The sequence below is a fragment of the Amycolatopsis keratiniphila genome (assembly GCF_000400635.2).
GTDB classification, from domain to species: Bacteria; Actinomycetota; Actinomycetes; order Mycobacteriales; family Pseudonocardiaceae; genus Amycolatopsis; species Amycolatopsis keratiniphila.
The window spans coordinates 7,859,199-7,884,338 of the sequence record NC_021252.1 but is presented as its reverse complement, the minus strand read 5'-3'; the positions used below and the strand labels follow the sequence as shown (position 1 = coordinate 7,884,338).

Sequence of the window (25,140 nt, the reverse complement as noted above, 5' to 3'; positions counted from 1 at the left end):
CTTTACGTGAAGGAGTGAGATGCCTCGGGCGAGGTTTTTGCTTCTTCTTTCCTGGGCCGTCGAGTTGCCGCTCGGCGGCCCAGGGTCTTTCACCGGTGGTCAGTCGACCTCCTTGAGGATCCGCTCGACCGTGCCCACGCTTTTCTGGAGATCCGCGAGACGTCCGTCGAGTTCGGTCAGTTTGCGTTCGGTCTCTTCCTGCGCCTGGACGGCTTTTTCGGCGAGCCTGCGGTATTCCTGCTCGCGCGCGAGCGCGCCCCTGGCCCGGATGGTCGCGCCGAACTGCCACACGACCACCGTGATCACCACGGTGAGGAACACGAAGATGCCGATCAGCCCGGCGACCTCCTGCCATTGATGCCAGTTCACGATCGTTCCCCCTCGTCACCCGGTGCCGGTGTGCTCAGCGTCGGCGCCGCGACGGCGATGGTGTCCGGGCTCAGCTCGACCAGGAACGGTTTCACCTCGTAGAACTTCATCGCCTTCCCGTCCTCCGACAGCTCCAGTTCGGCCGACACGAGCCCGGCCGCCTCCAGTTTGCGCAGGTGGAGCTGCAGCAGCGCCCGGCTGATGCCGAGCTCTCGCGCCAGCTGGCTGACATACGCGCGCTCCGCACGCAGCGCCGCGACGATCCGCAACCGGTGCGGATTCGCCAGCGCCCCCAGCAGCCGCAGCAGCTCGTCGCCGGACGGTCCGGTGGCGGTCATGCCGAGCTCCTGCACATGCCAAAGAAACCTAGCAGGTGCTGGCTCCGTCTACCAGGTGCTCGAGCCAGGCGTTCGGCTCCGTGTAGACGCCGACGTCCAGCGCCGAGGAGGCGAGCACTGGCGCGATCCCGCCCGGCACGGCCGTCAGACCGTCCTGGAGTTCGATGCCGGTCCACGCCTGCCACTGGGCGAAGGTGCCGGTGACCGTCATCGCGAACGGCGCCACCTTCACGAACCGGGCACCGAGCCGTTCGTGCGTGCGCAGCCACGGATCCTCCGGCAGCCCGTCCGCGCGACGGCGGGCGACATAGTCCTCAAAGGACAGTTCTGGTTCGTTCTCCTTCCCGGCCGGGCGGACCGGCACGACGAGTTTGCGCATACCTGTCTCCGAAGCACGCTTTTTCAACGCTTCCAACGCTTTTGTGGCCAGACCGCCACCACGGCGGCCTGGCGCGACCATCACTTCGAGCGCGATCAGCGTATTCGTCTCACGGGAGCTCAGCAGGTCTTCCGCGGCCCAGATCAGGGCGGCGTCCCAGCCGTGGTCCGGCAGCTCCGGGCGTTCGGCCGTCGGGAAACCGACCGGGACGGCGGCGGTTCTCGCGACGGGAACACCGTCTTCCAGTAGTACGAGGAAGTATTCCGGCCAGCGGGCGGCCAGGTGGGACGACTTCGCCAGCAGACCTGCCAGGCCGTGCTGGAGGAATTCGCCGCCGACGCCGCCGAGGGCGAGCGCGGGCTCGCGCAGTTCGGGACGGGTGGCCAGGTCTTCGATCACGATCATGTCCTCAGTAGACCCGAGGACACGCGATTCTCACGAGGTAGTTTTCCGGTATGACAAGAGAAGGCGGAGCGTACGTCTGTTCTTGCTGTGGCTATCTCACGCTGGGCGAGCGCGGCGTGTTCGAGATCTGCCCGGTCTGCTTCTGGGAAGACGACCAGCAGGACGATCATGACGCCGACGTCGTCCGAGGTGGGCCCAACGGTGCCCTGTCACTTACGGTGGCTCGGCGGAACTTCAATCTTCACGGTGCCTGCGAAGAGGCACATGTTCACCATGTGCGGCCTCCGGAACCGGACGAGATCCCTGTCGACGGGAGCGCTCGCCCGCTGCCCGAAGACGCGAAGGTCAGGCGGGCGAAGCGGATGCGGTACTGATCAGCGCACCGGCAGCGCGCGGCGCCGTCCGGTGATTCCGGTGGTGTTGAGGTTGGCGCGCTCGCCGGCGGAGTGACCGTCGAGGTAGCCGCTGCCGGACAGCCGCCTCGGCGGAGCCGAGCGCAGGTCGCCGTATTGCTCATCGTACGCCTGTTTGACCATCGCCGTCCGATCCCGGATCACCAGTTCGGCCGAGCGGTGACCGGCGGCGGCCGTATGGGTCCTGGCCGCGGTGTCCTCACTGTTGCGGAGCCGTTCATAGACCGCGCCGGAGAATCCGTGCAGCCACGTCCGCCGGTACGCGGCCAGCGATTCGCCCGCGAACACGCGGTTTTCCGGACGGACCCTGGTCAGCTGGGTGGTCGCCTGCAGCAGCAGGCTCGTGTACAGCAGTTCCGTCCGCTCCAGATCGGAGCGGAAACCGAACACCGTCACCGCGGTGACCGATTGGCCGAGCCGGTGCAGCAGGGCACGGCAGCGCAGCGGATGCGCGATGTTCGTGAGCAGCCCCGCCTTGTCCCGGCTGTACGGGTTGTCGATCGGGATCTTGACCTGGGTGATCTCGTCGGCGGTCGCCCCGGAGGCGGCCAGCAACGCCTGATCGATGCCGTACCTGGCGATCAGTTCGGCGGCCTTGGTGTTGTACGACTCGGCTTCGGCCTCGGTGACCGCCGGGTCCTCCGCCTTCGCGAGGAGTTTCCGGACGCGCGCGAGCAGCGTGTCATGGTCGGGCATGGTCCTCCTTCCTGATTGGGTTGGAGCGGATCAATCTAGGAGAGAGGTCCGACAATATTCGGGCGAGCGGTCCGGATCCCGGTGAGGGGGCGGTATGTCGGTCGACGTGTCGGTGGTCGGTTCCGGCCCGAACGGGCTCGCGGCGGCGGTCGTGCTGGTCAGGGCGGGGCTGACGGTCGAGGTGCACGAGGCGGCGGAAGAGATCGGCGGCGGGACACGCACGGCTTCGCTGTTCGACGACGAGGTCCGTCACGACATCTGCGCCACCGGACATCCGCTGGCCGCGGCGTCTCCGTTCTTCCGCTGGTTCGGCCTCGCCGAGCACGGTGTCGACCTTCTCCGGCCGGAGATCGCGTACGCGCATCCCCTTGGCGGTGACCGGGCCGGTCTCGCGTACGAAGACCTCGACCGGACCTGTGACGCCCTCGGCGCGGACGGCCCCCGGTGGCGCCGCCTGATGGGTCCGCTGGCCGAACGCAGCCGCGAAGTGGCCGACCTGATGCTCGGCGACCTTCGCCATCCGCCTCGCGATCCGCGAGCGGCCGCCCTTCTCCCGGCCAGGATCGCGTTGCTCGCGTCCGGTTCGGAGCGCCGCCTGTTCACCGGCCCGGAAGCGCCCGCGCTGCTCGCCGGGGTTTCCGCGCACGTGATGAGCCGTCAGCCCTCACTCGCCGCGGCCGGCGCGACATTGCTGCTCAGTCACCTCGCGCACGCGACGGGCTGGCCGATCGCCCGCGGTGGGAGCCAGGCCATCACCGAGGCGCTGGCCGCCGATCTCCGTGCGCGCGGCGGACGGATCCACACCGGCAGCCGGATCACCGACCTGCGGCGATTGTCGAAGTCGCGCACGGTGATCCTCGACATCGCCCCGCGCGGTTTCCTCGAAATCGCCGGCGATCTGCTGCCGCCGCGATACCGGAGGGCGCTGGAGACCTACCGCTACGGACCGGGTGCGGCGAAGGTCGACTTCCTGGTGTCCGAACCGGTTCCATGGGCGGCGCCGGAGGTCGGCAAGGCGGGCACCGTCCATCTCGGAGGCCCGCGAGACGCGGTGTACGCCGCCGAAAACGCCATCGTGCGCGGGGAAGAACCGGACGACCGGTTCGTGCTCGTCTCGGATCCGATGAGGATCGACCCGTCCCGCGGGCTGCCGGACAAGCGGCCGGTGTGGGCGTATTGCCATGTGCCGCACGGGGATCCGCGAGACGTCACCGATCTCGTCCGGCGGCGGATCGAACGGTTCGCGCCCGGATTCTCCGACACGATCCTGGCGAGCCGTTGTGTCACCGCGCCGGAATTGGAGGCCTACAACGCGAACTACCCCGGCGGTGACGTCGCGGCGGGCGCGGTGAATCTGCGGCAGGTGCTCGGCAGGCCGGTCGCCCGGTGGAATCCGCATCGGACTCCGCTCGGCGGTGTCTTCCTGTGCTCGGCCGCGACGGCCCCCGGCCCCGGCGTGCACGGGATGGGCGGCTGGTACGCCGCGAAATCCGTGCTGGGTAAGGACTTCGAACGCGTGCTTCAGTCCAGGTAGGCGTCCAACGTGACGGCCAGCGCCCGCTCCGGTGACGGCGCGAAGCTCGCGCCCGCCAGCCCGCCCCAGAGCCACAACTGGGCGAGGCCGTGCAGCGACGCCCACAGCGACGAGGCGAGCAGCCGCGGATCGGTCGCGGGATGCCAGCCGCCTTCCTGAACGTCCTCGACCAACGCGGCGAAGAAGTCGAACACCGCGCTGCTCACCCGCGTGAGCTCGGGATCGTCCGGATCGATGAGATCGCGGCGGAACATCAGCTCGAACATCGCCGGATTGGCCAGCGCGAAATCGAGGTAGCCGTGGCAGGCCGCGATGAGCCGCTCTCGGGGTGTCCCGGCCGGCAGGTCGGCGCCGCGTTCCAGCAGCTCGACGTAGCCGCGGGTGGCGACCGCCGAAAGCAAGGCCGCACGACCGGTGAAATGCCGCAGCGGCGCGCCGTGCGAGACGCCCGCGGCCTTGGCGATCCCGCGCAGCGTCACGGCGCCGACGCCTTCCTCGGCCAGCAGGGTCGCCGCGGTGTCGATCAGGCGGGTTCGGGCGCCCACGACCGGGTCTCCTCGAGAACGGGCAGGAGGTCGGGACGTTTCGGCAGGAAGCCGTCACCCGGCTGGCGGCCGATGAGCCGGTTGCGGAACCGGCTGACCGCGACCGGGAAGACCTCCCTGGTCAGCCAGCGCAGATCAGCGCGCAGGCCGGGACGTCCGGCCGAACCGGGCAGCGGCGCGAGCCAGGCCGGGTCGTGGGTGACGTCGAGCTTGCCGAGCACGTGCCCGGCCAGACGCCGGTGGCCCTGTTCGGACAGGTGCAGCCGATCCGGGCCGAAGTAGCGGGAATCGTGCGCCGCGTCGTCCTGCCAGAGGTCGACCAGCGTCGCGCCGTAGCTGACGGACGCCTCGCGGACGGCGTCGTTCAGCGCGACGATGCGCGGGCGCATACGGTGCCCCATCGGCATGCGGTGGGAGATGTCGCTGAGGGTGAAGGTGACGACCCGCGGCGCGATCTCGGTGCAGGCGCGGATGGCCGTGTCGACGCGGCGGGCGACCGTGCGCGCGTCCCAGCCCCGGCTCATCACGTCGTTGCCGCCGCCGAACAAAGCGATCAGATCGGGCTGAAGCCTGGTCGCCGCCGGGGTCTGCTCGGCGTGGATCTGGTCGAGCCTGCGCCCGCGGACCGCGAGATTGGCGTAACGGAAACCGGGCTCTTCCTCAGCGAGCCGGTGCGCGACGAAGTCGGCCCAGCCTCGGTAGAAACCGCCCGACGGATGCGGATCGGCCAGCCCCTCGGCGCAGCTGTCGCCGAGCGCGACGAAACGTTGGTAGCCCATCCAGATCTCCGTAACCACGAGTTCACCTTGTAGACACTGTCTATCAAACTCATGTAGACGCTGTCTACTCAGCGGTCGAGACGGTTCCGATGGGTGAAGACGACGGCGCGCCGCGGATCGCCGTCCGGGAGCACCCGGCACAGCGCGTCGACGATCTCCAGGTCGTCGGCGCCACACGGGGTCTCCCAGTACGACCACAGCGCCGACGCGTCCCCGCTGCCGAGCACGACCCGCCGGACCGACGCGGTGACGGCCTCACGCTCCTCGCGCACGGCTGGCGACTCCGATTCGGCCAGCAGCGGACCGCGGAACGCTTCCGACGCGGCCGTGACGTCGCCGCGTTTGAGCGCCGCGCGGACCCGCAGGAAGTCGGCGTCCACGTCGGCGGAAAGCCGGTACGGCCGCGTCTGTACGATGTCCGAGCCGAGTTGCGTCCGAAGCCGGTGGATCTCCGCGCGCACGGTCACCGGATTGCCGCTCTCGCCGTAAAGCAGCAGGGCCAGCCGTTCCGCCGAGAGGCCGCCGGGGTTCAGCGCGAGTAGTGTGAGGATCTCCGCGTGCCGCAAGGTGAACGGCACCTCGCGACCGTCCACTGTGGTCGATGGCGGCCCGTCCGTGAGGAACTCCAGCGCCAGCCGCGGACGCCGCGAAGTGCCCCGGTTTCGCAGGCGCAGCAGGTAGCCCTCGCTCAACGGCTCGACCGTGCCCAGCCGCCCATCGGGCAGGGTGACCGCGCCGCCGCCGGGCCGGATGTCCACAGTGGAGGGAAGGTCGCCGCAGGATTCGGCCGCCAGCACGCGGCCCTTCGCCGAGAGCAGGGCGCCCGGTGCGCCGCGCAACGCTTCCAGGTGAGTCATGTTCGCGGCCCGCAGCCGCTCGTCGCGCATCGCGAGCCGGGCCCGCAGCTGGCCTTCGGCGAGCTGGGCTGCGGCCGTGACCAGCGCGAGCATCGCGGGATGGACCGTCCGCAGCGGACCGCTGACGTCGATCGAACCGAGCAGCGCGCCGGTCTCCGGATCGCGCACGGGCGCCGCCGCGCAGGTCCAGCCGTGATAGGTCCGCACCAGGTGCTCGGCCGAGTAGATCTGCACCGGCTCCCCGGTGGCGAGCGTGGTGCCCATCGCGTTCGTCCCGATGACGTCCTCGCTCCAGCGGGTGCCTTCGGCGAGCATCACGTCGTCCGCGCGCCGCAGCACGCCCGCGGCGCCTTCCCGCCACAGGATGTGCCCGGCCGCGTCGGTCACGATCATCATGTGCTCGGCGTCGTCGGCGATGCTCACCAGCGTCTGCCGCAGGATCGGCAGCACCGGGGCCAGCGGATGCTCGTCGCGCAGCCCGTTCACCTCGCCGGAGTCGTAGACCAGCGGGGCGACGCCGGTGTCCGGATCGACGTGCGCGGCGAGCGAGCGATTCCACGAAGCGGACACGATCGACCTGGGGGAACGCGGCGCGGGAACGCCGGAGAGGACGGCGTCGTGGACGTCCTTCAGCAGCCGCGCGTACGCCTGAGGGTCACGCGGCGACGACTCTCCAGCGGGCCGCTCTGCCACGTTTCCGAGAATAGGTGACCGGGCTCACTTCGTTGCAACGTGCGTGCAACCTCACCCGCCCTAGCTTCGCCGTCATCCGCCACCCCTAGCGATGAGGCAGGAAAGATGGCCAAGTACGCGGCACCGAACACCGAAGGCAGCGTCGTCAGCTACGAGTCGCGCTACGACCACTACATCGGAGGCGAGTACGTACCGCCCGCGAGCGGTCAGTACTTCGAGAACCCGACCCCGGTGACCGGACAGGTGTTCACCGAGGTCGCCCGCGGCACCGCCGCCGACATCGACCGCGCGCTCGACGCGGCCGAGGGCGCGGCCGCGGCCTGGGGCCGGACGTCGGTGGACGAGCGCGCGAACGTGCTGCTCCGGATCGCCGACCGGATGGAACAGAACCTCGAAGCGATCGCCGTCGCCGAATCGTGGGAGAACGGCAAACCGGTCCGCGAGACCCTGGCCGCCGACATCCCGCTGGCCATCGACCACTTCCGCTACTTCGCCGGCGCCCTGCGCGCCCAGGAGGGCGGCATCTCCCAGATCGACGACAACACCGTCGCGTACCACTTCCACGAGCCGCTCGGCGTCGTCGGCCAGATCATCCCGTGGAACTTCCCGCTGCTGATGGCGGTCTGGAAGCTCGCGCCCGCGCTGGCCGCGGGCAACGCGATCGTGCTCAAACCCGCCGAGCAGACCCCGGCGTCGATCCACCTGCTGATGTCGCTCATCGGCGACCTGATCCCGCCGGGCGTGCTGAACATCGTCAACGGTTTCGGCGTCGAGGCGGGCAAGCCGCTCGCGTCGAGCAGCCGGGTGCGGAAGGTCGCGTTCACCGGCGAGACCACCACCGGGCGGCTGATCCTGCAGTACGCCAGCGAGAACATCATCCCGGTCACCGTCGAACTCGGCGGCAAGAGCCCGAACATCTTCTTCGACGACGTCGCCGCGGCCAACGACGCGTTCTACGACAAGGCGCAGGAGGGTTTCGCGCTCTTCGCGCTGAACCAGGGCGAGGTCTGCACCTGCCCGTCACGGGCGCTGATCCAGTCCGGCATCTACGACCGGTTCCTCGGCGACGCCGTCGAGCGGGTCAAGAAGATCAAGCAGGGGCACCCGCTCGACACCGAGACGCAGATCGGCGCGCAGGCCTCGAACGACCAGCTGGAGAAGATCCTTTCCTACATCGACATCGGGCAGAAGGAAGGCGCGAAGATCCTCACCGGTGGCGAGCGCAGCGACCTCGGCGGCGAACTGTCCGGCGGGTATTACGTGCAGCCGACGGTCTTCGAGGGCGACAACAAGATGCGGATCTTCCAGGAGGAGATCTTCGGCCCGGTCGTCTCGGTGGCCAGGTTCGATGACTACGCCGACGCGCTGAAGATCGCCAACGACACGCTGTACGGCCTCGGCGCCGGTGTCTGGTCGCGCGACGGCAACACCGCCTACCGCGCCGGCCGTGACATCCAGGCGGGCCGGGTGTGGGTCAACAACTACCACGCGTACCCGGCGCACGCGGCCTTCGGCGGCTACAAGGCGTCCGGGATCGGGCGCGAGAACCACAAGATGATGCTGGACCACTACCAGCAGACCAAGAACATGCTGGTGTCCTATTCGGACAGTGCGCTCGGGTTCTTCTGATGGCCGAGCGGGTCGGCTTGACACCGGCCGCCGCGGATCTGCTGCGGCGACTGGTGTCACTCCATGGACCGGTGATGTTCCACCAGTCCGGCGGGTGCTGCGACGGGAGCGCCCCGATGTGTTACCCGGCGGGCGAATTCCGCACCGGGGCGTCCGACGTCCACCTTGGTGACCTGAGCGTCGACGGAATCGACGACGTTCCGGTGTGGATGTCGGGTCCCCAGTTCGAGTACTGGAAGCACACGCATCTGACCATCGACGTCGTCCCCGGCCGGGGGAGCGGATTCTCCTTGGAGGCGCCCGAAGGGGTCCGCTTCCTGATCCGGTCGCGGTTGTTCAGCGACGAGGAGTCGGCTGAGCTGAACGGCCCAGCAACGCGATGAGCCGTGCGCCGGGCCCGGCGTCCGGCGGTGCCTCGACAGCGTGGTCGAAGGCGCCGCCGGGCCCGCGCACCGGCGAGACGTCGGGATAGCGGCTCGCCACCTTCAATGCGGCCATCGCGAGCTCGTCGTCCCAGCGGTGCTCGCGGCCCAGGGCGGTGTTGAGGTCCCAGTCGTGGGTGAGCGTGTCGACGAACAGCACGGCCATCGCGTTCTTCCCGGGCAGCGGGCCGAAGTTGCCGAAATCGAAGGTCTTCTCCAGCGCTTCGGTGTCGAAGGCCGCGAGGAACTCGGCGGAGCTCTCTTCGTAGGACTTGGCGAGGTCCTCGTCGGCTGACGGCCGGGCCTTCATCGGGTGGCCGGTCGCCTCCGCGGTGCGCGAATCGTGCCCCTCGATCAGGTGTTTCACGATGTCACGGACGGTCCACTCGGCGCAGGGGGTCGAGCGGTCCCAGTCGTCCGCGCCGATTCCGGCGATCGTGTCCTTGGTGGCTTGATGGGCCCGGGTGGTGAGTGCGATGAGATCCATGGCGGCAATGTATACGAACGGTCGTGCTATCTTCTAGGTGTGAGCACTCTTGAAGTGAACGAGGTCTTCGTCGGGCAGCCGTCCGTGCTGGGGACGAAGCGTGACGTGCCGGTGTACAGCGCCATCGCGAAATCGCGGGTGGAGACGCCGTTCCTGGAATTGGACGAGATCAATCTGGCCGGTGACGACCAGGCCGATCGCACCGTCCACGGCGGCGTCGACAAGGCGGTCTACGTCTATCCGGCCACGCACTACGCGGCCTGGGCGGAGCAGGGGTTCCCGGTGTCGCCGGGGGATTTCGGGGAGAACGCCTCGGTGACGGGCGCCGACGAGTACGACGTCCGGGTCGGTGACGTCTGGGCCTGGGGAGACGCGCTGGTCCAGGTCTCGCAGCCGCGGACGCCGTGCTTCAAACTCGCGATGAAGACCGGGCGCAAGGACGTCATCCCGGCGATGATCGATTCCGGTCGCAGCGGCTGGTACCTGCGGGTGCTGCGGACGGGCGTGGTGCCCACGTCGGGACGTATGACGCTCGAAGAACGCGATCCGGTGAATCCGACGATCGCCGAGGTGTACGTCGCGTCGTTCACCAACGTCGCCCAGCTCGACGACGTGCGCCGGGACGCGTACTGGGCGCTGTTGGACCGGGTGCTCGCGGCGCCGGCGCTTTCCCGGCAGTACCGTGACGGCCTGGCATCGGCGAAGAGGCGGCGAGAGGAACGGAATGCCGGTTGACGGCCGGGTGGCCCGCGGTGACGCGACGAGGCGGATCGTGCTTCGGCGCGCCGTCGACATCGCGTCCGTCGAGGGACTCGACGGGTTGTCCCTCGGCAGGCTCGCCACCGAACTCGAATTGAGCAAATCCGGGGTGTTCGCCCTGTTCGGCTCCAAGGAGGAACTGCAGCTCGCGGCGGTCGAGACGGCGAGCGCGATCTTCGCGGAGAACGTCGTCGAGCCGACGCTGAAGGTCGAGCAGGGAATCGCGCGGCTGCGCGCGTTGTGCGCGAACTGGCTCGATTACTCGGAACGTCGCGTGTTCCCGGGCGGCTGTTTCTTCTTCAACACCGGCGCCGAATTCGACGCGCGGACCGGCCGGGTGCACGACGCGGTCGCGAACGCGAGCCGGGCCTTCGCCCAGTTCATCCGATCCACCGCGATCGAGGCGCGGAAGGCCGGGCACCTGCGCGAGTCCGTCGACGTGAACCGGCTGGCCTTCGAACTGAACGCGCTGGGGCGGGCCGCGAACGCCGATTCGGTGATGTTCGGCGGTACCGAGCCGTACGCGCTGGCTCGGGCCGCCATCACCGCCCGCCTCGACGCCGCGGCCGTGCGATGAAAGGTCCCTTCCTCGCAAAATTTGCAAGGAAGGGACCTTTCATTGCGCGCTACTTCCAGTCGACCTGCGTGGACCGGTAGAAGTCGATGCCCTGCTGAACCCACCGCGGGCTCTGCTTCGCCAGCCGGAGCCGATAGGCGTCCCAGGTCCGGGAATCCTTCGGCGACCACCCGATCTCGGCGTAACCCGGCAGCCTCGGGAACGCCATGAACTCGATGTGGTCACTGGTGATCAGCGTTTCCGACCACAGCGGCGCCTCCACGCCGATGACGTTCTTCTCCGTCACGCCCTGCAGGTACGTGGCCGGATCCCAGTCGTACCCGGTCTTGACCTCGATCAGGCCGGCCCAGCTCAGCCCGAGCGGCGTCCCGGCGTGGTACTTCATGTCCAGGTACGCCTTGTTCGCGGGCGACATCAGGATCTTGTTGCCCCGGGCCGCGGCCGCGGCGACGTTCGCGTCGGTACCCGTCGTGCCCCAGAACTGCGGGACGGCCGAAACCGGCGGGTTCGTCTTGGCGATGTCGTGCCAGCCGGTGATCGTCTTGCCGTACTTCGCGACGATCGGGTGCACCTTCGTGGCGAAGGTCTGGTAGTCCTCCGGGGAGGTCGAGTGCGCCTCGTCGCCACCGATGTTGATGTACTTCCCAGGGGTGATCGCCGACAGTTCGCGGATGACGTCGTCCACGAACTTGTAGGTGATGTCCTTGCCGATGCACAGCGAGCTGTAGCCGACCTCGATGTCCGTGCGCGGCGGTATCGGCTTGCCGTCGCAGTTCAGTTCGGCGTAGGAGTGCTGGGCCGCGTTGGTGTGCCCCGGCATGTCGATCTCGGGAACGATCGTGATGTGCCGCGAAGCCGCGTAGCGCACCAGATCCTTGTACTGCTCCTGCGTGTAGTAGCCACCGGGGGCGCCGCCGACGGCCGTCTGGCCGCCCACGGTCGCCAGCTTCGGCCAGCTCTTGATCTCGATCCGCCAGCCCTGGTCGTCGGTCAGGTGGAGGTGGAGATTGTTGATCTTGTACTGCGCGATCTGGTCGATGTACAGCTTGACCTGGTCCGGCGTGAAGAAGTGCCGGGCGACGTCGAGCATCGCGCTGCGGTAGCCGAAGCGCGGATAGTCGAGCACCGTGCCGCCCGAGACCACCCACGAACGCTTCTTGACGGTCTTCGACTCGATTTCGGACGGGAACAGCTGGCGTAGCGTCTGCACACCGAGGAACAGGCCCTCGTCGGTGTTCGCCTTCAAGGTCACGCCGGAGGGCGACACCTTGAGCTGGTAACCCTCGCTGCCGACGCGGCCGCTCGCGTGACCGGTTTCGAGCGAGATGGCGGGGCCGCCGCCGCGGTGGCCGCTGACGACAGGCAGCCGGTAGCCGGTGGCCGGCCGGAGCAGGCCTGCCAGGTACTCGGCGACCTGCTTGCCTTCGCGGTCGGTGCGGATGACGGTCGCGGGGCTGAGGCGGAAGTTCGCGCGGGGGTCGGGTTTCGCGTCGACCGGCGCGGGGACGACGTCGGTGACGGTCCGTTCGGCCTTCGCGTGCTGTCCCGCGCTCGCCGTGGCGGGCAGCCCGAGCGTCACGAGGCTCAGGACGGCCACGCCGAGCACGGTTCTGGACAGGCGTTTACTCATGGAGCACCTCCGGTCGGGGTACCTGGAGACTCTCTGCTTCTAGAGGTATAGACCAATAGGGCAAACACGACAACACCCGATCGGACCAGTACGCCGTACCGATCACCGGTCACTCGCCGCGCAGAACCGCTTTCAGGGCATCGAGAACGCTCGCGTCCTCGATCGTCGAGGGCACCTGTTCGTCGCGGCCGTCGGCGATACCGCGCATGGTCTTGCGCAGGATCTTCCCGGACCGCGTCTTCGGCAGCGCGTCCACAATGGACACGTCGCGGAAGGCGGCGACCGGGCCGATGTCGCGCCGCACCAGCGCGACCAATTCGGCCTTGAGGGTCTCGGCGTCGACGTCGGTGCCCGACTTCAGTACCACGAAACCGCGCGGAAGCTGCCCCTTGAGCTGATCCCGGACCCCGATCACGGCGCATTCGGCGACGGCGGGATGCGACGCCAGCACGGCCTCCATCGAACCGGTCGAAAGCCGGTGCCCCGCGACGTTGATGACGTCGTCGGTGCGGCCCATGACGAACAGATAGCCGTCTTCGTCGACGTATCCGGAGTCACCCGTCAGGTAGTGGCCTTCATACCGCGAAAGGTACGCCTCGCGATACCGCTCGTCGTCCTGCCACAGCGTCGGCAGAGATCCCGGCGGAAGCGGCAGTTTGATGGCGATGGCGCCTTCGTGCCCGGCGGGCAGCGGGTCGCCCGCCTGGTCCAGGATTCGCACGTCCCAGCCCGGCACCGGTTTCGTCGCGGAACCGGGTTTGACCGGCATCGGTTCCAAACCGCGCGGATTCGCCGCGATCGGCCAGCCGGTCTCCGTCTGCCACCAGTGGTCGATCACCGGCACGCCGAGCTTGTCGTGCGCCCAGTGGTAGGTCTCCGGATCGAGTCGTTCACCGGCCATGAACAACGTCTTGAATCCGCTGAGCTGGTATTTTTCGATTTCGACGCCGTCCGGATCGACCTTCTTGATCGCCCGCAGCGCGGTCGGCGCGGTGAACAACGCCTTCACCCCGTGATCGGAAATGACGCGCCAGAACGCGCCGGCGTCCGGGGTTCCGACCGGTTTGCCCTCGTACATGACCGTCGTCGCCCCGATCAGGAGCGGCGCGTAGACGATGTAGGAATGGCCGACGACCCAGCCGACATCGGACGCCGTCCACCACACGTCGCCAGGCTGGATGTCGTAGATCGCGCTCATCGACCAGGCCAGCGCGACCGCGTGCCCGCCGGTGTCGCGCACGACGCCCTTCGGCTTCCCCGTGGTGCCGGAGGTGTAGAGGATGTACAGCGGGTCGGTGGCCGCGACCGGTACCGGATCGGCGGGGGAGGCCTTCGCGACCAGCTCGGCCCAGTCGGCGTCGCGCTCACCCAGTTCGGCGCGGGCGCGCTCCCGCTGCAGCACCACGACCTTGTCCGGCTGGTGGGCGGTTCCCGCGAGCGCCTCGTCGATGATCGGCTTGTACTCGACGATCCGCGTCGGTTCGATTCCGCACGACGCCGCGACGATGACCTTGGGTTTCGCGTCCTCGATCCGCGCCGCGAGCTCTTTGGGCGCGAAGCCACCGAAAACGACCGAATGCACGGCGCCGAGCCGGGCGCACGCGAGCATCGCGACCGCCGCTTCGGGGACCATCGGCATGTACGCGATGACGCGGTCGCCCTTCCCGACGCCGAGGGAGGCCAGTGCGCCGGCGAAGCGCGCGACGTCGTCCAGAAGTTCCGCGTAGGTGAACCGGCGAACCGAATCGGTGACGGGCGAATCCCAGATCAGCGCGGTCTGCTCGCCGCGGCCGTCCCGCACGTGCCGGTCGAGCGCGTTGAACGCCGTGTTGAGCTCGCCGTCCGGGAACCAGCGGTAGAAGGGCGCCTTCGACGCGTCGAGTGCCTGCGTCGGCGTGCGGGTCCAGTCGATCGCCTGTGCGGCTTCGAGCCAGAAACCCTCCGGGTCTTCGAGGCTCCGCTGGTACGACTCGGCGTGCATCGAATGCTCCTTCGCGTTCGGGTACCGGACCATCATGGACTTCCGGACCGGCCGATGCCTGGTGGTAACGGCGGAGAGACGCCCGCGACAACCCGGCAACCCTGTGAGGGCATGGAGCGTCCTAAGCTGGACTAGGGGGAAAACCGCCGGAAACGGCCTCGACGAGCGAGGGGAGCAGGGTCCATGGGACTAGCGAGCGCGCTGCTTTCGTTCGCGCACAGCCTGTTCGGGCCAGGGATCTGGCCTGGGGACTGGGTGTGGGCGACGAGCACCGCGGGAGCGCTGGTCGCGCTGCTGCCCGCACTGGGAGCGATGATCGTCGCGATCATCCGCAAAGGCACCGGCAACCGCTACGACGTGGTGACCCTGTCGGTCTTCGGCGGGATCGGCGTCGTCGCCGTCTTCCTGCTGCCGTGGCTGCTGGCCACCGGGGTTTCGCAGACGTACCAGGAGGCCGCGTCCAAATCGGGCGGTCAATCCGGCTTCTCCGCCAGTGATCTGGCGACCTACAACGCCGACTACAGCCCGCTGATCGGCAAGCAGAGCGAGTATCTCGGCCGCGGCCAGAACGTGTACGAGGTCCTGTTCTACCCGAACGGGATGCAGCTCAGTTACATCTTCTACCTGATCCTGCTGGTCGGGCTGCCCGCGCTGTCGCTGCTGTTCGTGATGCTGCAGGCGCGCACCGCGTTCCGCCGCGGCCCGAAGTGGCCTTCGCGGTTCTTCTGGATCCCGTTCGTGCTGATGGTGCTGGCGAGCGTGGGCATGGGCGCGAACACGGCCGTGCATTTCTGGCTCGGGTTCCTGCCGTTCAGCGTGCTGGGCCTGATCCCGGTCGCGCTCGTCGGTCCGCCGCCGTGGTCGGTGATCAACCGGCCCGACCCGCAGCCCCGGCAGAAGGTGGAGCCGTACCGCCCCGAGCCGCCCGCCCCGAAGCCGCAACCGCAACTGCCGCCCCCGCCCGCCAAGCAGTACCCGGCGACCGCGCTGGCACAGGCGCCCGAACCTCCCGCGCTGGCCGCGGCCCCGGGCCCGATCCCGCCGCCCCCTGGTTCGCGTAACTCCGGTGGCAGCCGCTACAAGCGTGTCCGGCGGCTCGGCCACGGTGGCTTCGGCACGGTCTGGGAAGCGGTCGACACCCAGCTCAACCGCACCGTCGCGCTGAAGATCGCGCACGCGCCGGACCGGGACACCGAGGAACGGATGCAGCGTGAGGCCCGTGCGCTGGCCGTGGTTAACCACCCCAACTGCGTGAAGGTGTACGACCTCGTCGAGGAGCCCGACGGGCTCGCGCTGGTGATGGAGTACCTCGAAGGGCGCTCGCTGGCCGAAATCGTCGATTCGCAGGGCCCGCTCGACGACATCGCCGCCGGGCGGCTCTGGTCGACCATGGCGGGCGCGCTCGCGGCGGCGCACGAGAAGGGCGTGCTGCACCGGGACCTGAAGCCGTCGAACATCATCCTCGACCGCAACGGGCTCGCGCACCTGATCGACTTCGGCATCGCCCGCAGTCAGGGCGACTCGAAGATGACCGCGACCGGGATGATGATCGGCACGCCGGACTTCGTCGCGCCCGAGCAGGCGATGGGCTCACCGGCCAGCCCGGCGTCGGACGCCTGGCAGCTCGCCGCGACGGTCAGCTACGCGCTCTCGGGTCAACCGCCGCGCGGCACCCGGGAGACCCCGATGGCCGCGCTGATGGCCGCCGCCCGCGCCGAACCGGTGTCGAAGCTGCCGAACCGCAGCGCCCACGCCCGGATCCTCATCGCGTCGCTCGACCAGGAGCCCCGCCGCCGACCGACGCTCACCGCCGTGCGGCGCGACGTCGAAGGCTGGCTCGCCCGGGCGGGCAAGTCGCCGGACGGCCCGGTGACGCAGATCGTGACGCGTCGCCCTCCGCAGCAGCAACCGCAGCCTCACCAGCAGCCGCAGCCTCAACGCCACCCGCGCTGACCTGCGAAAAGAGAGCAAGGGACCTTTGCTACCACTTATCTCGACATCGAGACAGGTGGTAGCAAAGGTCCCTTGCTCTCTCAGTCGACGATGACCCAGGTCCCGCCCTGCCAGGCCATGGTGAACGTCTTGGGCTGAGCCGCCATCATCGCGATCTGCGGCGCGATCGCACCCGGCGGGACGACGACCTTGTCCGGCCCCTTGCTCTGCAGTTTCGCCCGGTCCACGCGGGTGGCCTTCAGCTTCTTCACGTCGTCGGCCGAGAGCATCCCGAACTGCATCGGGGTGAGCTGACGGCACTCCTTCATCCCGCCGTCGAACGCCGGCCCGGTGATCCGGCAGACGGTTTCGAGGTCCTTTTCGCCCAGCGCGTGGTGGTACTGCTCCATCACGCTCGCGGCCCCGTCCGGCGTGTGCGCCACCGCGCCACCGGCGGCGGGTGTGGTGGCCTCGGAGGCGGTCGCCGAAGGCCGCGAAGCACTGACTTGTGTCGTGCTGGTGGCCGGAGCCTCGGAAGTGCTCGGAACGGCCGAGGACTGCGGCGCCGCGGTTCCCGGCGTCTGCTCTTCACACCCCGCGATCAAGAACAACGCCGCGGCCGCACAGGCCGCTCCGAGCGGTCGGATCGTCATGATGCCCCCTGTAGAGCTGCTGTCGACCAGCGAAGAGTAACAACTCAGGGGAAAGTGTCACACTTGAATCGGGAAAATCGCGAGGTTGCAGGCCGGGCCGTGGTCACTTCCAGGACGGAAGCCACAACTCGGCGTTCCAGTGCTCGTTCGTGATCGCGTTGCCGTTCAGGATCGGCCACAACCAGGCGAAGTTGGCCACGACGAGTCCCACGTAGAGGGCGACGACTAGCAGGCCGGTGCCTCGCCGCTCGAAGCCGCGTTTCGCGCTCCCGAGGATCTGCCCGAGGACCAGCGTCAACCCGAGTACCAGGAACGGCGCCAGCGGCGTCGCATAGAAGTAGTACATTTGGCGGTCGAGGTTGGTGAACCACGGCAGGAACCCGGCGAGGTAGCCGACGAGCACGGCGGCGTAGCGCCAGTCCGCGCGGAAGACCGACCGCCACACGCTCCAGCCGAGCATCGGCAGGGCCAGCCACCACATCGCGGGCGTCCCGATCAGCATCGTCGCCCGCACACAGGTCGACTCGCCGCAGCCGGTCGCGTCGGTGCCGCCCGCGTACGCGTAGAGCATCGGCCGCAGCCCCATCGGCCAAGTCCACGGCTTCGACTCCCACGGATGCGGCTTGTCCTTGGGAGTCACCAGGTTCGCGTGGAAGTCGAGCACGTTCATCGAATAGTCGCCGAGTGACCGCAACGCGGGCGGCATCCAGGCCCAGAAACCGGGATCGATGTCCTTGATCACCACGTAGTTGCGGTCGGTCGCGGTCTCGCTCGCGAACCAGGCCCAGTAGCAGGCGAAATACACCAGGATCGGGATGACGACGATCGCCCACAGGGCAGGCAGCACGTCGCGGCGCAGCGTGCCGACCCAAGGTCGCTGCACCCCGGCGGCCCGGCGCGCGGCGACGTCGAAGAACACGGTGAGCAGGCCGAACGCGGCGATGTAGTAGAGCGCCGACCATTTGACGCCGAAGGTCAGCCCGATCATCAGGCCGCCGGCGAACCGCCACCACCGGAAGCCCAGCTTCGGGCCGAACCGGGATTCGTCGACCCAGCCTTCGCGGACGGCCACGGCGAGCCGTCGCCGCACCTGGTCGCGGTCGCACAGCAGGCAGGCGAACGCGGCGAGCACGAACAACGCGATGAAGATGTCGAGCATGCCCATGCGTGACTGCAGGTGCAGGACACCGTCGCTGATCACCAGGATCCCGGCGACCGCGCCGAGCAGCGTCGACCGCGTGAGCCGCTGGGCGATCCGGATGGTGAGGAGCACGATCAGCGTGCCTGCCAGCGCCGGCATGATCCGCCAGCCCCAGGCGTTGTAGCCGAACAGCCATTCGCCGATCGCTATGAGATGCTTCGCCAACGGCGGGTGGACGATCAGCTCGTAGCCGTAGTTGTCCTCGTAACCGCCGTTGCGCAGCATCTGCCACGCCTGCGGGACGTAGTGCTTCTCGTCGAAGACGGGGGTGCCCTTGTCCGTGGGCGTTCCCAGGTTCTGGATCCGGACGATGCCGCCGATGAGCGTCAGCACCAGCGTGACGATCCAGCCGCGCAGGCGGTCCGTCGGCATGCCGCGGCCGAGGAGGGTGGCCTCCCGGTCGTTCGGTGGCCTGAGCGCGTCGACCGGATCCGGCCGCACGCTCTCGTTGTCGCGGGTCAGCAGTGCGGTCACGGGGCATGATCCTACGGGCGGAAGAGTGAACTCGGTGTCCGGATCTGCGAACCGGTTAACCTTCGGGAATGACCGAAGGACGCCTCGTGCTGGCAGCCACCCCGCTCGGAGACGTCCGTGACGCTTCGCCGCGCCTGTCCGAAGCCCTCGCGACGGCCGACGTGATCGCCGCCGAAGACACCCGGCGCCTGCGCTCCCTCACCGCGGCCCTCGAGGTCTCGCCGGTCGGGCGCGTCGTCAGCTTTTACGAAGACGTCGAGACCGCCCGTCTGCCGAAACTGCTCGAATCGCTTCAAGCCGGCGAGACGGTGCTCCTGGTGACCGACGCGGGGATGCCGAGCGTCTCGGATCCCGGATTCCGCCTGGTCGCGGCCTGTGTCGAGGCGGAGATCGCCGTGACTTGCCTGCCTGGCCCGTCCGCGGTGACCACGGCGCTCGCGCTGTCCGGGCTGCCCTGCGACCGTTTCTGTTTCGAAGGTTTCGCTCCTCGCAAGCCCGGTGAACGGGCGAAGTGGCTCGGTTCGTTGAAGGACGAGCCCCGTACGGCCGTGTTCTTCGAATCTCCGCATCGCCTCGCGAGCACGCTCGCCGACGCCGCCGACGTCTTGGGCCCCGAGCGCCGCGCCGCAGTCTGCCGCGAACTCACCAAAACCTACGAAGAGGTCAAACGCGGCAATCTGCCGGATTTGGCCGCTTGGGCCGCCGAGGGGGTCAAGGGTGAGATCACCGTCGTCCTCGCGGGTGCGCCGCCGCGCTCGGTGAGCGTCGAGGACCTGGTCTCGGAGGTCTCTTCGCGGGTCTCGGCAGGTGAACGCCTCAAGTCCGCCGCCGCCGAGGTCGCCGAGGCGGCCGGGGTGTCGAAGAAGGAGCTCTACGACGCTGTTCTCGCTTCCCGCAAGCGCTAGGACAGCAAGGCCGTCACGGCCGCGTGCGCCTTCCCGGCATCGGGCTCGTCGCCGGTGATGACATCGGTATAGATGAAGGATTCGCCGATCCGCACCAGTAGATAGGCCAGGTCTTCGACCGGGAGGGGCGGAGTGAGCCGCCCGGCCTCGACCTCTTCGTCCAGGAACTCGCGCATCTTCGCGATCGCGCGACTCTGCACCACGCTGGCCTTCGTCGTCAGGATCCGCAACGCCCGCTCGGGCTCGTTGCGCAAGAACTCCCGGAACGGTTTCGAGCCGTTCACGGTGCGGACGAAGGTGCCGACGAGCTCCGCGATCCCTTCCGCGCCGCGACCGAGCTTGCCGGAAGACCGCGCTTCGAAGACCTCCACGGTCATCGACCACAGGATTTCGCCGAGCAGCTGATCCCGGCCGCCGACCCAGCGGTGCAGGGTCGCCCGGCTGATCCCGAGCTCGTTCGCCAGTTCGCCCATGTCCACGCGGCGCCCCTCCAGGAAGCGGGCGCGCGCGATCGTGAACGCGCGCAGGGCGTCCGGGCGCGGTGAAGTCAGCTGGCGTTCGAGTGCGGTTTCGATGGGTGAAACATATCAGGCGATGTCTCACGTATGAGACATATGCAAGAATGTCTCATCTCGACGAGGAGGAAGCGGATGCGCGCAGTACAGGTGACCGAGTTCGGCGGACCCGAGGTGCTCAACCTCGTCGACCTTCCCGATCCCGTCCCCGGCCCAGGTCAGCGGCTGGTCGAGGTCGACCGGATCGGCATCAACTACGCCGATACCCATCAGGCCGAGAACTCGTACCTCGCGCCGAGCAAGCTCCCGCTCGTCCCCGGTGGAGAGGTCGTCGGCCGCGCCGCCGACGGCAAGCGGATCGTCGCGCTGCTCAACGGCGGTGGCGGCTATGCCGAGCGCGCGGTGGCCGACGACGTCACCAGCTACGCCGTTCCCGACGGCGTCGACGACCTGACCGCGCTCTCCTTCATCGTCCAGGGCACGACGGCCTCCCTCCTGCTGCGCAAGAGCGCCCACCTCGAACCCGGCGAAACCGTCGTCGTGCACGCGGCCGCCGGCGGGGTCGGCTCCATCGCCGTGCAGCTCGCGAAAGCCTGGGGAGCGAGCCGGGTCATCGCGACCGCCAGCAGTGACGAGAAGCGCGCGCTCGCCCTCGAACTGGGCGCTGACGTCGCCATCGATTCACGGGCCGAGAACATGACCGACGCGCTCCGCGAGGCGAACGGCGGCAAACGCGTCGACATCGTGCTCGACATGACCGGCGGTGCGGTCACGGACCAGAGCATCGCGGCCCTCGCGCCGTTCGGCCGTCTCGCGTTCTACGGCATGGCCAGCCGCGAGAACCCGAAGCCGATCGAAGCCCGCAACCTCCTCGGGCACAGCACCACTGTGGCCGGGATGTGGCTGCCGCACGCGTTCAAACTTCCCGGCAACGTCTTCGGCCGCGCGCTCGACGAGCTCTTCGAGCTGGCCCTCGCCGGCCGGGTCCGCGCTGTCGCCGGGGGAGAGTACGCGCTGTCCGACGCGCGCGCCGCCCACGAGGCCCTGCGTTCGCGCGGCACGATGGGCAAGCTGCTGCTGGACCCCACCAAGTAGTCAGCCGAGCAGGCGCTCCAGCGGAGCGGATTTGTGCAGGCATTCCTGCCATTCCGCGTCGCTGTCGGAGTCGGCGGTGATCCCGCCGCCGACTCCGAGCGCGATCGTGTCTTCGTGGATTTCGAAGGTTCTGATCGCGACGTTCAGTTCCAGTCCGGCGATCGGCGAAGCGAGCCCGATCGCGCCGGTGTAGACGCCGCGCGCGGTGGGCTCCAGCTCGGCGATCAGGTCCAGTGCCCGGATCTTCGGCGCGCCCGTCACCGAACCCGGCGGGAACGTGGCCGCGAGCAGTGCCGCGTCGTCGATCCCCTCGGCGAGCGATCCCTCCACAGTGGACTCCAGATGCCAGACCCCCGGGGCGGGCCGGACCGCGAGCAGTTCGGGGACCCGGACGCTGCCGGTGGCGCACACCCGGCCGAGATCGTTGCGGACGAGATCGGTGATCATCACGTTCTCGGCGACGTCCTTGGTGGATTCCCGAAGGCGTCGCGCGAGGTGTTCGTCGGCGGCGTCCCGTCGCGGCAGGGTGCCCTTGATCGGCGTCGACCGAACGCTTCGTCCATGCCTGGCAAGGAAAAGCTCAGGGGAGAACGAGACGACCGAGCCCCAGTCTCCGGTGAGGAATGCCGCCCGGCGGGCTCCCAGACGACGCACGCCTTCGGCGAACAACGCGATCGGATCGCCCGTGAACCTACCGCCGAAGCGAGCGCAGATGTTCGCCTGGAAGAGCTCGCCGGCTTCGATCGCGTGCACGCACGCCTTGACGGCGTCGTAGTGTTCCGAAGGAAGCGGCCGCGACAACGGACTCGACCTCCAGGTCGTCGCTTCGGGAAGCTGGGCGAGCGCGGATTCCACCGCGGACACCTCGTCGATCGGATCCGGGTCGCCGTCGGGAACCAGGGCTTCGAACCACCACGTCCCGTCCGTGTCCAGCCGGAGAACCCGGTCGACCCAGCCCCACGCGGCCGGCGGAAGCGCGCCGGAACGGCCCGAGGGGTCGGTCAGGTCGTAACTGAGGTAACCGAACCAGCCGCCCCCGACCGCACCGGGCACCGCGTCCCGAACGTCAGGCATCCGAGTGGGGATCGAGAACGCTTCGGCCACGTCACGGACAGGAGTCAGGGAAGCGTTCAGCGCGATGACCGCGCGCGAAGAGAACCACTCTCCGCAAAGCGCGGCGGGCGGTGCGAGTCCGAGCTTCCCGGCGCGTGCGCCGAGGATCGCCAGTGCCCGTTCGGGCCCGACGTCGGTCCGCAGCTTCCGGCACATCAACCGCACGCGACATTGTCGCCGTTCGAGTGACCGGAAAAGCAACCCGCGCCCGCCGGAAAGTGAGATCCGCGACCACATGGTGACGTCGTGCGCATCCCTCGTCACGCAGCGGAAACTACAAGAGCACGTCGTTCAGTTTGAAGGGATAGACCACGGCGTCCTGCGCGATCGGTCCGTCCACACCGGGCAGCCCGGCGCCGAAACCGTGCTGATGCAATCCCAGCCGGGAGTGGAACCAACCCGGTCTTCCGGGGATTTCGTTGTGCCTGACCAGCCACAACACCACTTCGCTGTCCGCCCACTTGTCCGGCCGCAACCGGTTCGTCCAGCAGTCGAGCCCCGCGTACACCAGGACACGTTCGATGCGCGCCGCGTGCCTGACGTGTTTGATCCACGCCTTGATGAACCGGTCGTCGACGCTGGGCGCCTCCACTTCGAGCGCGGGCGCGAGCGAACCGGGCGCGAAGGCGCCGAGCGCGCTCGCCGTCCGGACGAAATGATCGGCTTGGTCATGGACGGCGCCAGGACGTGCGTAGTGCCGCGCGCCGGTGTGGATACCGGCATGCTGCGCGCCGGTCAGATTGCGTTCCGCCGCGGCGTCCCGCCAGTTGGTGTTCTCGGTGACGGTGACCGACGCGAACCGGATGTCGGCGCCGCGCACCGCCGCCCAGTCCTTCACCGTCTCACGGTGGGACAGGGTGACGCCGTGCTCGCCTTCCGGATCCAGCAAACCCACCTGCCTCGAATTTCGCCCCAGTACGACCGAAAGGTCACCATACGTCCGCGGAGCGGCCGCAAGGTGACCTTTCGGTACAGCGTGTCTCAGGCGTTTTCGCGTTGGAAGGTGCGCGAGCCCCACCAGATGGCCAGAACGGCCATGACCAGCACCACGACGCTCCCCGTGAACAGCGCGTCCATCGAGAAGTCCCCGCGGAAACTGTTCCGCTCGACATCCACCACATGCCGGAACGGATTGATACGGGAAATCGTGTACAGCCAATCCGGCGCCGTGCCCGCGGTGATCGGGATCAGGATTCCGGAAAGCAGCAGCAGCGGCATGAGAACCGCGTTGAGCAAAGCCGGGAAGGTGTCTTCGCTCTTGAGGGTCAACGCCAGCGCGTACGAGCACGACGCCAACGTGACCGACAGAAGGAAGACGATCACCAGGCTGACCACGACGCCGCTGAACGGCGCGTTCAGGTCGAAGACCAGATACGCCAGCGCGATGATGAGCAGAGCCTGGACGACGGTCTGCAGCGCGTTGGCGAGCACCTTGCCCAGCAACAACGCCACCCGGCTCACCGGTGTGACCCGCATCCGCTCCACCACGCCCGAGTGGTACTCCGCGAGGAGCCCGAACCCGACGAAAGAGGCGCCGAACAGCGCGAGCTGCGCGATGATCGCCGGAGTGAAGATCATCCAGCCGTCCACATCGGACAGCCCTTGCGCGTTGAGCGCCTTCACCAGAAGCGGCCCGAAGAAGAACAAATAGAGGAGCGGCTGCATGATGCCGATGGCCAGCCACGTCGGGTTGCGCAACGCCGTTAGCATGTCGCGGCGGAAGATCAACCAAGTGTCATGCAACATGCGTGGCCTCCTTCTCCGTGTCGGCTTCGACCGGCTCGCTCTCTTCGGCGTCGCGCAAGCTCCTGCCCGTCAGAGCCAGGAAGACGTCGTCGAGTGTCGGCCGGTGCACCTGCATGGAGGTCATCGCGATGCCACGCGCGTCGAGCGCCCGCAGCAGTTCGGGCATCGCGGTGTCGCCGCGCGGCACCCGGAAACGCACGGTGCCGTCGGCGACGGTCATTTCGTGCGCCCCTTCGAGGCGGCCCGCGACCTCCGCGGTCTCCTCCGCCGAATCCGGTGACACCCCGATGACGACACCGTCGCCGGAAACCCTCGCTTTCAACGAGTCCGGTGTGCCTTCGGCGACGATCTTCCCGTCGTCGATGACGATCAGCCGGTCGGAGAGCGCGTCGGCTTCGTCGAGGTAGTGCGTGGTCAGGAAGACCGTGACCCCATGCTCGTCGCGCAGCCTGCGGATGTGGTCCCACAGGTTCGCCCGGCTCTGCGGGTCGAGCCCCGTCGACGGTTCGTCGAGGAAGACGAGCCCTGGTGAGTGGATCAGCCCGAGCGCGATGTCGAGCCTGCGGCGTTGCCCGCCCGACAGCGTCGCGGTCGTCCGCTGGTCGAGCCCGGCCAGGTCCAGCTGCTCGGCGAGGACGGCTCCGCGCGCGAGCGCGTCCTCCTTGCTCATCCGGTACAGCCTGCCCTGGAACTCGATCTCCTCGACCACCTTGCTCGCCGGCGCGGTGCCGCCGCCCTGAGCGACGTAGCCGATTCGCCGGCGCACCCCCAGCGGGTCGGCGAGCAGGTCGCAGCCGCCGACCGTCGCCTCGCCGGCGGTGGGCTTGAGCAGGGTGGTCAGCATGCGAAGAGTCGTGGTCTTCCCCGCGCCGTTCGGTCCGAGGAAGCCGACCAGTTCCCCGGCCGACACGTCGAGGTCGACGCCCTTGACGGCGTGGACCTCGCCCCCATTGCGGCCCTTGCGGCGGAACCGCCGCTCAAGGCCGCGTGCCTTGATCATGTCTACTCCTTTC

General features: G+C 68.5%; 26 protein-coding genes. 9 read left to right on the top strand and 17 right to left on the bottom strand.

The features are described 5' to 3' along the window. Positions 1 to 99 precede the first annotated feature (99 nt). Genes AORI_RS76380 through AORI_RS76370 form a run of 3 tightly spaced genes read right to left on the bottom strand, consistent with a single transcriptional unit; the run spans position 100 to position 1,491 of the window. Entirely contained in the window at positions 100 to 369 is a 270-nt protein-coding gene (locus AORI_RS76380) for a hypothetical protein (RefSeq protein WP_016337351.1), read from the bottom strand. Then, the gene (locus AORI_RS76375) at positions 366 to 707 is read right to left on the bottom strand and encodes an ArsR/SmtB family transcription factor (RefSeq protein WP_043849182.1); all 342 of its coding nucleotides are present in this window, start codon (positions 705 to 707) and stop codon (positions 366 to 368) included. Before AORI_RS76375 ends, AORI_RS76380 begins: the two co-directional genes overlap by 4 nt. Positions 708 to 735: 28 nt before the next feature. Then, the gene (locus AORI_RS76370; RefSeq protein WP_016337349.1) at positions 736 to 1,491 is read right to left on the bottom strand and encodes a GNAT family N-acetyltransferase; all 756 of its coding nucleotides are present in this window, start codon (positions 1,489 to 1,491) and stop codon (positions 736 to 738) included. Positions 1,492 to 1,541: 50 nt separating this feature from the next. Here AORI_RS76370 and AORI_RS84815 point away from each other — a divergent pair, with 50 nt between their 5' ends. After that, positions 1,542 to 1,865: a CPCC family cysteine-rich protein gene (locus tag AORI_RS84815; protein ID WP_081809744.1), complete on the top strand. Its 324-nt coding sequence runs from the start codon at positions 1,542 to 1,544 to the stop codon at positions 1,863 to 1,865. Here AORI_RS84815 and AORI_RS76360 read toward each other — a convergent pair whose 3' ends face one another. After that, positions 1,866 to 2,600, bottom strand: coding sequence for a DUF2786 domain-containing protein (locus tag AORI_RS76360; protein ID WP_016337347.1), 735 nt, complete (start codon positions 2,598 to 2,600; stop codon positions 1,866 to 1,868). A gap of 94 nt (positions 2,601 to 2,694) precedes the next feature. Between AORI_RS76360 and AORI_RS76355 the strand changes: the two genes are divergently transcribed. Beyond that, on the top strand, positions 2,695 to 4,134 hold the full coding sequence (locus AORI_RS76355) for a phytoene desaturase family protein (protein ID WP_016337346.1): 1,440 nt from the start codon (positions 2,695 to 2,697) through the stop codon (positions 4,132 to 4,134). Here the strand turns inward: AORI_RS76355 and AORI_RS76350 are convergent. The 3 genes from AORI_RS76350 to AORI_RS76340 all read right to left on the bottom strand — a co-directional run bounded on the left by AORI_RS76350 (position 4,122) and on the right by AORI_RS76340 (position 7,008). Continuing rightward, positions 4,122 to 4,679: a TetR/AcrR family transcriptional regulator gene (locus AORI_RS76350; RefSeq protein WP_016337345.1), complete on the bottom strand. Its 558-nt coding sequence runs from the start codon at positions 4,677 to 4,679 to the stop codon at positions 4,122 to 4,124. The two genes, AORI_RS76355 and AORI_RS76350, sit on opposite strands and share 13 nt — an antisense overlap. Beyond that, positions 4,658 to 5,458, bottom strand: coding sequence for an SGNH/GDSL hydrolase family protein (locus AORI_RS76345; RefSeq protein WP_016337344.1), 801 nt, complete (start codon positions 5,456 to 5,458; stop codon positions 4,658 to 4,660). Before AORI_RS76345 ends, AORI_RS76350 begins: the two co-directional genes overlap by 22 nt. 68 nt (positions 5,459 to 5,526) lie before the next feature. Next, positions 5,527 to 7,008 carry a helix-turn-helix domain-containing protein gene (locus tag AORI_RS76340; RefSeq protein ID WP_016337343.1) on the bottom strand — a complete coding sequence of 494 codons (1,482 nt, stop codon included), beginning with the start codon at positions 7,006 to 7,008 and terminating at the stop codon, positions 5,527 to 5,529. Between the two features lie 105 nt (positions 7,009 to 7,113). On the opposite strand from AORI_RS76340, the gene exaC reads away from it, so the two are divergent. Next, positions 7,114 to 8,637 carry an acetaldehyde dehydrogenase ExaC gene (gene exaC, locus AORI_RS76335; RefSeq protein ID WP_016337342.1) on the top strand — a complete coding sequence of 508 codons (1,524 nt, stop codon included), beginning with the start codon at positions 7,114 to 7,116 and terminating at the stop codon, positions 8,635 to 8,637. After that, positions 8,637 to 9,020, top strand: coding sequence for a DUF779 domain-containing protein (locus AORI_RS76330; RefSeq protein ID WP_016337341.1), 384 nt, complete (start codon positions 8,637 to 8,639; stop codon positions 9,018 to 9,020). Before exaC ends, AORI_RS76330 begins: the two co-directional genes overlap by 1 nt. On the opposite strand, the gene AORI_RS76325 is transcribed toward AORI_RS76330, so the two are convergent. Then, positions 8,974 to 9,546, bottom strand: a complete 573-nt coding sequence (locus AORI_RS76325) for a TIGR03086 family metal-binding protein (protein ID WP_016337340.1) — start codon at positions 9,544 to 9,546, stop codon at positions 8,974 to 8,976. The two genes, AORI_RS76330 and AORI_RS76325, sit on opposite strands and share 47 nt — an antisense overlap. Before the next feature lie 39 nt (positions 9,547 to 9,585). Between AORI_RS76325 and AORI_RS76320 the strand changes: the two genes are divergently transcribed. After that, positions 9,586 to 10,281, top strand: coding sequence for an MOSC domain-containing protein (locus tag AORI_RS76320; RefSeq protein ID WP_043848398.1), 696 nt, complete (start codon positions 9,586 to 9,588; stop codon positions 10,279 to 10,281). Beyond that, positions 10,271 to 10,882 (top strand): TetR/AcrR family transcriptional regulator, encoded by a 612-nt coding sequence (locus tag AORI_RS76315; protein WP_016337338.1) that lies wholly within the window; start codon positions 10,271 to 10,273, stop codon positions 10,880 to 10,882. The genes AORI_RS76320 and AORI_RS76315 overlap by 11 nt, the downstream gene beginning before the upstream one ends. Positions 10,883 to 10,931: 49 nt before the next feature. Here the strand turns inward: AORI_RS76315 and AORI_RS76310 are convergent, their stop codons facing one another. Together AORI_RS76310 and AORI_RS76305 are read right to left on the bottom strand one after the other, a co-directional pair. After that, positions 10,932 to 12,512 carry a family 20 glycosylhydrolase gene (locus AORI_RS76310; protein ID WP_016337337.1) on the bottom strand — a complete coding sequence of 527 codons (1,581 nt, stop codon included), beginning with the start codon at positions 12,510 to 12,512 and terminating at the stop codon, positions 10,932 to 10,934. 109 nt (positions 12,513 to 12,621) lie between these two features. After that, positions 12,622 to 14,529, bottom strand: a complete 1,908-nt coding sequence (locus tag AORI_RS76305; protein ID WP_016337336.1) for a propionyl-CoA synthetase — start codon at positions 14,527 to 14,529, stop codon at positions 12,622 to 12,624. Between the two features lie 147 nt (positions 14,530 to 14,676). Between AORI_RS76305 and AORI_RS76300 the strand changes: the two genes are divergently transcribed. Continuing rightward, complete coding sequence (locus AORI_RS76300; protein WP_016337335.1) at positions 14,677 to 16,446, top strand: serine/threonine-protein kinase; 1,770 nt, start codon at positions 14,677 to 14,679, stop codon at positions 16,444 to 16,446. Positions 16,447 to 16,526: 80 nt separating this feature from the next. Here the strand turns inward: AORI_RS76300 and AORI_RS84485 are convergent, their stop codons facing one another. After that, positions 16,527 to 17,078, bottom strand: coding sequence for a hypothetical protein (locus AORI_RS84485; protein ID WP_228688249.1), 552 nt, complete (start codon positions 17,076 to 17,078; stop codon positions 16,527 to 16,529). A 103-nt stretch (positions 17,079 to 17,181) separates the two neighbouring features. Beyond that, positions 17,182 to 18,753, bottom strand: coding sequence for a dolichyl-phosphate-mannose--protein mannosyltransferase (locus AORI_RS76285; protein WP_016337332.1), 1,572 nt, complete (start codon positions 18,751 to 18,753; stop codon positions 17,182 to 17,184). Positions 18,754 to 18,821: 68 nt separating this feature from the next. Here AORI_RS76285 and rsmI point away from each other — a divergent pair, with 68 nt between their 5' ends. Then, a complete protein-coding gene (gene rsmI / locus AORI_RS76280; protein ID WP_016337331.1) occupies positions 18,822 to 19,658 on the top strand; it encodes a 16S rRNA (cytidine(1402)-2'-O)-methyltransferase in 837 nt (278 codons plus the stop codon). On the opposite strand, the gene AORI_RS76275 is transcribed toward rsmI, so the two are convergent. Continuing rightward, on the bottom strand, positions 19,655 to 20,131 hold the full coding sequence (locus AORI_RS76275; protein ID WP_228688428.1) for a QsdR family transcriptional regulator: 477 nt from the start codon (positions 20,129 to 20,131) through the stop codon (positions 19,655 to 19,657). The two genes, rsmI and AORI_RS76275, sit on opposite strands and share 4 nt — an antisense overlap. Positions 20,132 to 20,308: 177 nt before the next feature. Here AORI_RS76275 and AORI_RS76270 point away from each other — a divergent pair, with 177 nt between their 5' ends. Further along, positions 20,309 to 21,268 carry a quinone oxidoreductase family protein gene (locus tag AORI_RS76270; RefSeq protein WP_016337329.1) on the top strand — a complete coding sequence of 320 codons (960 nt, stop codon included), beginning with the start codon at positions 20,309 to 20,311 and terminating at the stop codon, positions 21,266 to 21,268. Here the strand turns inward: AORI_RS76270 and AORI_RS76265 are convergent, their stop codons facing one another. From AORI_RS76265 to AORI_RS76250, 4 genes are all read right to left on the bottom strand, one after another. Further along, a complete protein-coding gene (locus AORI_RS76265; RefSeq protein ID WP_016337328.1) occupies positions 21,269 to 22,546 on the bottom strand; it encodes an aminodeoxychorismate synthase component I in 1,278 nt (425 codons plus the stop codon). It abuts the gene before it with no gap. 109 nt (positions 22,547 to 22,655) lie between these two features. Then, on the bottom strand, positions 22,656 to 23,270 hold the full coding sequence (locus AORI_RS76260; protein ID WP_043849179.1) for a glycoside hydrolase family 25 protein: 615 nt from the start codon (positions 23,268 to 23,270) through the stop codon (positions 22,656 to 22,658). 92 nt (positions 23,271 to 23,362) lie between these two features. Further along, positions 23,363 to 24,127 (bottom strand): ABC transporter permease, encoded by a 765-nt coding sequence (locus AORI_RS76255; RefSeq protein ID WP_016337326.1) that lies wholly within the window; start codon positions 24,125 to 24,127, stop codon positions 23,363 to 23,365. Beyond that, a complete protein-coding gene (locus AORI_RS76250) occupies positions 24,117 to 25,127 on the bottom strand; it encodes an ATP-binding cassette domain-containing protein (protein ID WP_016337325.1) in 1,011 nt (336 codons plus the stop codon). Before AORI_RS76250 ends, AORI_RS76255 begins: the two co-directional genes overlap by 11 nt. Between the last annotated feature and the right edge of the window lie 13 nt (positions 25,128 to 25,140).